This window comes from Pseudomonas sp. JH-2 (genome assembly GCF_036231725.1).
In the GTDB taxonomy this organism is placed as follows: Bacteria; Pseudomonadota; Gammaproteobacteria; order Pseudomonadales; family Pseudomonadaceae; genus Pseudomonas; species Pseudomonas delhiensis.
The window spans coordinates 182,814-191,125 of the sequence record NZ_JAZAQP010000009.1 but is presented as its reverse complement, the minus strand read 5'-3'; the positions used below and the strand labels follow the sequence as shown (position 1 = coordinate 191,125).

7 protein-coding genes are annotated in these 8,312 nt (G+C 69.0%); 6 read left to right on the top strand and 1 reads right to left on the bottom strand.

The genetic code is table 11. From position 1 onward, the window contains the following. From VV867_RS09350 to VV867_RS09325, 6 genes are all read left to right on the top strand, one after another. The coding region (locus VV867_RS09350) for an acyl-CoA dehydrogenase family protein (protein WP_328566207.1) at positions 1-342 on the top strand (342 nt) is incomplete at its 5' end. Next, entirely contained in the window at positions 342-1,616 is a 1,275-nt protein-coding gene (locus VV867_RS09345; RefSeq protein ID WP_074979492.1) for a thiolase family protein, read from the top strand. The genes VV867_RS09350 and VV867_RS09345, both read left to right, overlap by 1 nt. 10 nt (positions 1,617-1,626) lie before the next feature. After that, positions 1,627-3,249 carry an AMP-binding protein gene (locus VV867_RS09340; RefSeq protein WP_328566206.1) on the top strand — a complete coding sequence of 541 codons (1,623 nt, stop codon included), beginning with the start codon at positions 1,627-1,629 and terminating at the stop codon, positions 3,247-3,249. A gap of 15 nt (positions 3,250-3,264) precedes the next feature. After that, complete coding sequence (locus VV867_RS09335) at positions 3,265-4,377, top strand: saccharopine dehydrogenase family protein (protein WP_328566205.1); 1,113 nt, start codon at positions 3,265-3,267, stop codon at positions 4,375-4,377. Between the two features lie 72 nt (positions 4,378-4,449). Next, positions 4,450-4,590 (top strand): hypothetical protein, encoded by a 141-nt coding sequence (locus VV867_RS09330; protein WP_159458819.1) that lies wholly within the window; start codon positions 4,450-4,452, stop codon positions 4,588-4,590. A gap of 16 nt (positions 4,591-4,606) precedes the next feature. Next, a complete protein-coding gene (locus tag VV867_RS09325) occupies positions 4,607-5,380 on the top strand; it encodes a glucose 1-dehydrogenase (RefSeq protein ID WP_074979499.1) in 774 nt (257 codons plus the stop codon). 64 nt (positions 5,381-5,444) lie between these two features. On the opposite strand, the gene VV867_RS09320 is transcribed toward VV867_RS09325, so the two are convergent. Beyond that, positions 5,445-8,228, bottom strand: a complete 2,784-nt coding sequence (locus VV867_RS09320) for a LuxR C-terminal-related transcriptional regulator (protein WP_328566204.1) — start codon at positions 8,226-8,228, stop codon at positions 5,445-5,447. Positions 8,229-8,312: the final 84 nt, after the last annotated feature.

Sequence of the window (8,312 nt, the reverse complement as noted above, 5' to 3'; positions counted from 1 at the left end):
GGCCTGCCGATCATCCGTCACCAGGACGTGGCGCGCCGGCTGTTCCACATGCTGCGCAAGGTCGAGGCGGCCCAGGCACTGACCCGCCGCGTGGCCCGCTTCAACGCCCTGGCGCCGGTGCCGGCGCTGCAGGCGGCGATGCTGGCCAAGGTCAGTGCCACCGAGCACGCCTTCGAGGTGGCCAGTGACGCCATCCAGATGTTCGGCGGCAATGGCCTGACCCGCGAGTATCCGGTGGAGAAGATCTTCCGCGACGCCCGCGCCTCGATGATCGAGGACGGCTGCAACCAGATCCTGGCGATCAAGGGCGGCTACAACCTGATCAACCCGGAGTGGCTGTGATGAGCGCCAGCGAACTGGACCAGCAACTGATCCGCAACGCCCGGCAGAACGCCTACGTCATCGGCGTCGGCATGACCCGCTTCGGCAAGCACCTGGGGCGCAGCCTCAACAGCCTGGCGCGCGAGGCGATCAGGCAGGCGCTGGACGACGCCGGCATCGAGGCGCGCCAGCTCGAAGCGGCCTGGATGGGCACCGGCGCCGCCCCGGTGATCACCGGCCAGGTGTGCATAGCCGGGCAGGCGGTGCTGCGCGGCCTGGGCGTCGGGCGCATCCCGGTGGTCAACGTGGAGAACGCCTGCGCCACCGCTTCCACCGCTTTCCAGCAGGCCTGCACCATGGTCACCCACGGCCTGCACGACGTAGTCATCGCCGCTGGCTACGAGAAGCTCTACCACGAGGACAAGGCGCGCACCTTCTCGGTGTTCGACGGCTGCGTCGACGTGGACGAGCAGGATGCGGTGCTGGGCTTCCTGCAGGCTGGCCTGCGCCGTTCCGGGGCCCAGGTCGACCTGAGCCAGGCCGGCAAGGACCGCTCGCTGTTCATGGACATCTACGCCACCTGGGCGCGCGACTACCTGGCCATGGCCGGCGGCGAGCCCCGCCACCTGGCGATGGTCACGGCGAAGAACTCGCGCCACGGCGCGCTCAACCCGCGCGCGCAATTCCAGGACGTGCTGAGCGTCGAGCAGATCCTCGCCGCGCGCAAGATCGCCGACCCGCTGACCCTGCCGATGTGCTCGCCGATCGGCGACGGCGCGGCGGCAGCGGTGATCGTCTCCGAGCGTGCGCTGAAGCGCCTGGGTGCGCGCCAGCCGATCCGCGTCGCCGCGTCGATGATCGTCAGCGGCTACGACTACGCCGACGAGCACACCCCGGAAGTGGCGCGCTGGGCATCCGAACTGGTCTACCAGGCCGCCGGCGTCGGTCCCCGCGACCTCAGCCTGGTGGAGCTGCACGACGCCTCGTCGGCCTCCGAGCTCATGTACTACGAGAGCCTCGGCCTGTGTGGCCGGGGCGAGGGCGTGGTGCTGCTGGAGTCCGGCGCCACCGAACTGGGCGGGCGCATCCCGGTGAGCGTGTCCGGCGGGCTGAACCGCAAGGGCCACCCCATCGGCGCCACCGGCCTGGGCCAGGTGTTCGAGCTGGTCGAGCAACTGCGCGGCAACTGCGGCGCACGCCAGGTACAGGGCGCCAGCGTCGGCCTGGCGGAGAACGGCGGTGGCTTCATCGGCGCCGATGCCGCCGTGATGAGCATGACCGTACTGACCCGCTAGGAGGCACCCCATGCACAACGATTCACTGATCCTGGCCAACGTCATCCGGCGCAAGGCCGAGCAGAGCCCGGACCTGGACGTGCTGACCTTCGTCCACGTCGATGCCGACCAGCAACTGCGCGACTGCACCCGCAGCTATCGCCAGCTGTGGGAGAACGGCCAGCGCATCGCCTCCGGCCTGGACGACGAAGGCATGGCCCAGGGCGACGCCTTCGCCCTGATCATGTTCAACCATCCGGAATTCGTCGAGGCCATGGTCGGCTCGTCCATCGCCAACACGGTGTTCGTGCCCATCGATGCCCGCGCCTGCGGCGACAAGCTGCAATACCTGCTGGGCTTCTCCGCCTGCCGTGGCGCCATCGTCGCCGACCATGCCCTGGCGGCGGTGCTCGAACTGGCCGGGCGCCTGCCGAAGCTGGAATGGCTCTGGGTGCTGGACACCGGCGCCGGCGCGGGCGAGCCGCCGACCCACCGGCGGATCCGCATCCGCGCCCTGGACGATGTCCTGGACGACCGCGTGCCGGATATCGCCGTGCGCGCCACCGACCTGCAGCAGCCCATGCAACTGCTGTTCACCTCCGGCACCACCGGCAACCCCAAGGCCATAGTCGCGCCCTACGCGCGCTTCGCCGCCATCGCCGGCCTCGGCGCCGAGGTGGGCCTGCAGCCGGGCGACCGGCCCTACACGGGCTTGAGCCTGACCCACGCCAACGCCCAGTGCATCACCCTGGGCAATGCGCTGTTCATGGGCCTGCGGGTGGTCATCAGCCGGCAGTTCACCAAGTCGCGGCTGTGGGAAATCCTGCGTCGCTACCAATGCACCGTGTTCAACCTGCTGGGCGGCATGACCACCGCCGTGTACTCCGAGCCGCCGCGCCCGGACGATGGCGACAATCCGGTGCGCTACGTGTTCAGCGCCGGCATGCCGGCCAGCATCTGGCAGGACTTCGCCCGGCGTTTCAACGTCGAAATCTTCGAGTTCTACGGCACCGCCGAAGGCGGCCTGGCCCTCAACCCGCCAGGCGCCGGCCCCGTCGGCTCCATCGGCAAGCCGCCTTCGCACCTGCGTTGCGCGATCCTCGACGAGGAGGGCAACGAAGTGCCGGCGGGCCAGCGCGGCGAGATCTGCTTCCGCGCCGCCGGCGGCGACGACCATCCGCCGGTGGCCTACCTGAACAACCCGCAGGCGTCCGCGGCCAAGACCCAGGGGGGCTGGTTCCACTCCGGCGACATCGGGCACAGGGACGAGCAGGGCTGGGTCTACTTCGACTACCGCGACGGCAGCGGTATCCGCCGCAACGGCGAGTTCATCGACCCGGCGCAGATCGAGAAGGTGATCGCCGAGGCCGAGCAGGTCGCCGACGTGTTCGTCTACGGCCTGCCCACGCCGGCCTGCGCGCCCGGGGAGAAGGAGGTGGTCGCGGCCGTGGTGCCGCTGCCCGGCCAGCGCCTGGACTGCCGCGAGCTGCTGGCGCACTGCGCCCGCCACCTGCCGCGCAACCTGCTGCCCAGCCACGTGCAGGTGCTCGATGAAATCCCCAAGACCGCCTCGGAAAAACCCCTCGAACGGGTACTGCGCGAACGCCTCGAAGGCGAGCTGAGCGCCTGCAGATCACAACAACAAACCGCATGAACCGGAGAACAACAAATGTCTGACATCAAGGTCGTGGTATATGGCGCCAGTGGCTACACCGGCAAACTGGTTTCCCGCCACCTGGCCGCGCGGGGCATTCCCTTCATCGCCGCCGGGCGCAGCGCGGGGAAGATCCACGAACAGTTCGCTACCCAGCCGGAACTGAAGAACGCCCGCTACGAGGTCGTCGAAGTGGCCAACGAGGAAGCGCCGCTGACCGCGTTCCTCGCCGGCAAGAGCGTGGTCTACAACACCGTCGGCCCGTTCATGCAACTGGCCGAGCCGATGGTGCGCGCGGCGCTGGCCGCCGGCTGCCATTACCTGGACAGCACCGGCGAACAGGACTGGATGCTGTTCCTGCGCGAGAAATACGCCGCCGCCTACGCCGATCGCGGCGTCCTGCTGATCCCGGCGCTTGCCTTCATGTGGGCCGCCGGCCACCTGGCCGCCGAGGTCTGCCTGGAAACCCCCGGCGTCGACACCCTGGACCTGGTCTACGTGACCCGCGGCACCACCCCTTCGGTCAGCTCCACGCTGTCGTTCCTGCGCATGTGCTGCCAGCCGCAGTACTACCTGGCGCAAAAGGAACTGGTGGCCTGGGAGCCGGCCACCGCCTACCAGACCGTTGCGCCGACCTTCCACCAGATGCTCGACTGCCTGCCCTGGAGCGGCGGCGGCGAGCCGGTGTGGTACCTCGACGACCCGCGCGTGCGCAACTGCAGCATGCTGGTGAACTTCGGCAACCCCGCGGTGATGAGCAGCGTGCTGAAGCTGGCCCGCGAGTTCAACGAAGTGCACAGGTTCAAGTCGCCGGAAGAGCAGGAGCAGGTCACCAACGGCTGGGGCCACGAGTGGACGCCGGTCGAGCCGCCGCGCGAGAACCCGGAGCACTGCCGCGCGGTGATCTCCTGCCACGGCAGCGGCCCGGCCAGCCAGTCCACGGTGATCCTGCAGGGCAACTGCGGCTACGAGCAGGCCGGCTCGGTGGCGGTGGCCGGGATCGAGCGCATCCTCGCCGGCGAAGTCAGCGCCGCCGGCTTCGTCAGCCCGGCGGCGGCGTTCGGGGCGCGCTATCTGCTGGCCGCGCTGGAGCGTGACGGCCTGCTCAAGGTGATAGTGCGCAACTGATCCGCCAGTCGAATCGACGCTTTGCGGCGCGGGGCCTTTGGCCTGCGCCGCTTTTTTTACAGGGGATGCGGAATGAACGAACTGCTGAAGACCTTCGGCCTGCACGACGAGGCGGCCCTGGCGACCGCTGCCGTGCCGTACCCGGCATCCGGCGTCGCCGGGTGGATCAACGGCGCCGAACCCGCCCGCGATGGCGGGCCGGGCGCGCGATGACCAGGGAGTGAATGCGATGGGACGTTTGCAAGACAAGGTCTGCCTGGTCACCGGCGCGGCCAGGGGCATCGGGCTGGCGACGGCCGAACTGTTCGCCCGGGAAGGCGCCCGCGTGCTGCTGACCGATCTCGACCAGGCGGCCGGCCTCGCGGCGGCCAACGCCCTGGGCGGGCAAGGGCTGTCGGTCGGCTTCCTGCAGCAGGATGTCACCGACGAGGCGCAATGGCGCAAGACGTTCGACTTCTGCGAGCGACTGTTCGGCGGCCTCGACGTACTGGTCAACAACGCCGGCGTGGGGGCTTTCTGCGACGTCGAGCGGATGACTCTGGAGCAGTGGCGGCACACCCTCGCCTGCAACCTGGACAGTGTGTTCCTTGGCACGCAGCTGGCCATCGGGCGGATGCGGGCCCGTGGGGGCTCGATCATCAACGTGGCGTCCATCGAAGGCCTGATCGGCGAACCGCTGGTGCCGGCCTACAACGCCAGCAAGGGCGGCGTGCGCCTGTTCACCCGCTCGGTGGCGGCGCATTGCGCGCGCCGGGGCTACGCCATCCGCATCAACGCGCTCTGCCCGGGATATGTCGAGACGCCCATGGTGCAAGGCGCGCTGGCGGCGGCGCCGGACGAGCAGGCGCAGGACATGCTGGCGTACCTGCGGCAGCGCATCCCCATGGGGCGCATGGCCCGCGCCGAGGAAATCGCCAAGGCCATGCTGTTCCTGGCCAGCGACGACTCCAGCTACATGACCGGCGCGGACCTGGTCGTGGACGGGGGGTACCTCGCGCAATAGCGGGCCGGGCGATGCTCCCCGGGCGCGCTGCGCCCGGGGCTTTTCCTCTTTGCCTGCGGGGCGCTCAGCCCAGGCTCTTGTCGCTGATCAGCTTCTCGCGGCGCGCCTTGTCGATGGCGTGCACGCGGTCGCTGACGTTGAGCTTGGCGAACAGCTTCTTCAGGTACCACTTCACCGTTTCCGCCGAGATGTTCAGCGCCAGGGCGATGCGCTTGTTCGGCATGCCCTGCACCAGCAGGTCGAGGATGTCCTGCTCGCGGCCGCTGAGGTTGTACTCGGACTGCTGGCGGGCCGGCTGCTCCGGCCTGGCCTGCCGGAAGCCGCCGAGGACCTGCGCCAGGTGTTCCTCCAGGGCGGAGGAGGGCAGCCTTCCGCTCATTTCCTCCAGCATCCGCTTCGATTCCGGCAGCTCGTCGCACAGGCTGCGCAGCATCTGGCAGCGGGCGCTGACTTCCAGCAGCGCCAGCAGCGCGTCGGCCCAGGCGGGGTCTTCCAGCTGGTACAGCGCCAGGCAGCGCAACAGCTGTACCTTGACGTGGTAGTCCAGGCGCACGTCGGGTGTCAGGCCCTGCAGCCGCTCCAGTTCGTCCAGCGCCGCCGGGGCCTGGCCCTCGGCCAGGGCGATGCGCGCCCGCGAGAGGATGGCGAGGACCGGGATATCGAAGGTGCTGCCCATCGCCGCGGGCGTCAGGGCTGCGCCGTATCGGCCCGCCAGGGCGTCCAGCTCGGCCTGCAGGCGCTTGCCGGTCTGGAGGTCGCCGTCGAGCAGCAGCAGGCGGATGCGCTCGGCCAGGGCCGCGGCGATCGGCCGCTGCAGACCGGTGCTGCGGCCGAACAGGTGGAGGCGCTCCAGCAGTTCGTAGGCGTCGTCGCCGTTGCCTTGCAGATAGAGCAGGCGCGCCCCCGCCAGCAACGCACGCAGGTAGCTTTCGAAGAACACCCGCTCGTTCATCACCTCGATGCGGCCGCTGAGCAGGCTCTTCAGGGCGTCGAGGTTGTTGCTCTCGTACAGCGTCTCGGCAAGGTAGCCGGATACCACGCAGGAGGGCGCCGAGCGCCGGCCGAAGCGTTCGTCCAGGCGGAACAGCGCTTCGTTCAGGCTGGCGGTGGCGCGGGCGAGGTTGCCCTTGAGGAACTGGATCCAGCCGATGAAGGACTGCCGGTAGGCATAGGTGAGCCCGCGGGTGGCGCTGGGCGGCGGCTCCGGGTGGTGGGCCAGGATATTGGGCAGGTCGTCGTAGCGCGAGGCACTGGCCAGGGCGTAGATCAGGGCGTTGCAGGCCACCCCGTTGTGGTAGACGTCGCCGCTGGGCGGCCAGTGGTTGAGCAGTTCCAGGGCGGACAGGCTGTTGCCGCTGAGGGCGTCGAAGGTGCGCAGGCAGACCTGGTACTCGAAAGCGCTGATGCCGCCCTCGATGCCGACCGCCTGTTGCAGCTCGCGCAGTTCCTGGCGCGCGTTCTGCAGGTGCAGGCCGCCCAGCACCAGGGCCCAGAAGCGGGCGACGCGCAGGTGCCAGCGGCGGGCCAGCTCCGCCGCCGGCACCTTGTCGGTCCAGGCCAGGATGGTGTTGAAGTCGCCGGTGGCGAGGACGGTCATCACGCAACGGTCGATCAGGTCGTAGGCGCGTTCTTCGCCCTCCGAGGCGAGGGCGTGGTGCACCGCCTCGACCAGGTGCCCGTGCCGCTCGAACCACAGGCTGGCGCGGTAGTGGAAGGAGGGCAGGTCGATGGCGTTGAGTTCGCTGCGGCACTCGCGCAGGAAGGCGGAGAGGTTGGAGCGCTGCTGCGGGCCGTCACTGTCCAGCCAGTGCCTGGCGCGCTGGTACAGGTCGCCGAGGCTGCTCACCACGCGCCGGGCCAGGCGCTGGCGCAGGTGTTCGCCGAACAGCGCATGGAAGCGGTACCACTTCTCGTCGTGGTCCAGCGGCACCAGCAGCAGGCCGTCGGCCGCCAGCCCTTCGAGGATGTGCTGCGCGTTACGCACGCCGAGCACTTCCTCGCACAATTCGACGTTGAAGCGATCCAGCACGGAGAGCTGCAGCAGCAGGTCCTGGGTCTCGCGTGGCAGGTCGCTCAGGGTGTTTTCCAAGATGGTCTCGGCCAGGGGGTAGAGCCCCTTGGCCCAGTCGGCGAAGTCCGGGTCCTTGCGCTCGTTGGACAGCACCAGCATCTGGATGCCGGCGATCCAGCCCTCGGTGGCTTCGAACAGGGCGCGGCAGGAATCGGCGCTGACCGGCTCCTTCATCCGTTCGCTGAGAAAGGCCTGGGTCTCGCTCTCGGAGAAGCGCAGGCTGCGCACGTTGAGCTCGTTGCCGCGGCTTTTCTGCCGCACGTCCTCCAGGCAGGCCGGCAGCTCGGTGCGCGAGCTGATGACCAGGTGGAAGTTGGCCGGGGCGTATTTCACCATCCGCCCGAGCAGTTCGTGCAGGCGAGGATTGTCGATGCAGTGGTAGTCGTCGAGGATCAGGTACAGCTCGGCCTCGAACTCGGCCAGCACGTTGACCAGCACGGTGAGGAAGTTGTCCAGGGTTTCCGGGCGGCCGCGCTCGTAGGTGTCCACCAGTTGCTGCGGCACCGGGCAGTCGGCCTGCTTGAGGGCGGCGACCCAGTAGCCGAGGAACTGGTTTTCCTCGTTGTCGGTTTCGTCCAGGTTGATCCAGCCGACCTTGTGGCCCTGCTCGATCAGGGTCTTGCGCCATTGCGTCAGCAGCGTGGTCTTGCCGAAGCCGCCGGGGGCGCGCAGCGGGATCAGCGGCTGGTAGGCGACATTGTTCAGGCGCTCCAGCAGGCGTTGGCGCAACAGCGGGGCGTGGTGGTAGCGCGGTGGCAGAAGTTTGGTAATCAACACGGCTTGGGCCTGCTTATTTTTGTTGTGCCAGGCGCGGTGGGCGCGCCTGGCACTTTAACGCAAGCGTTGGGACGGGCCTAGGGC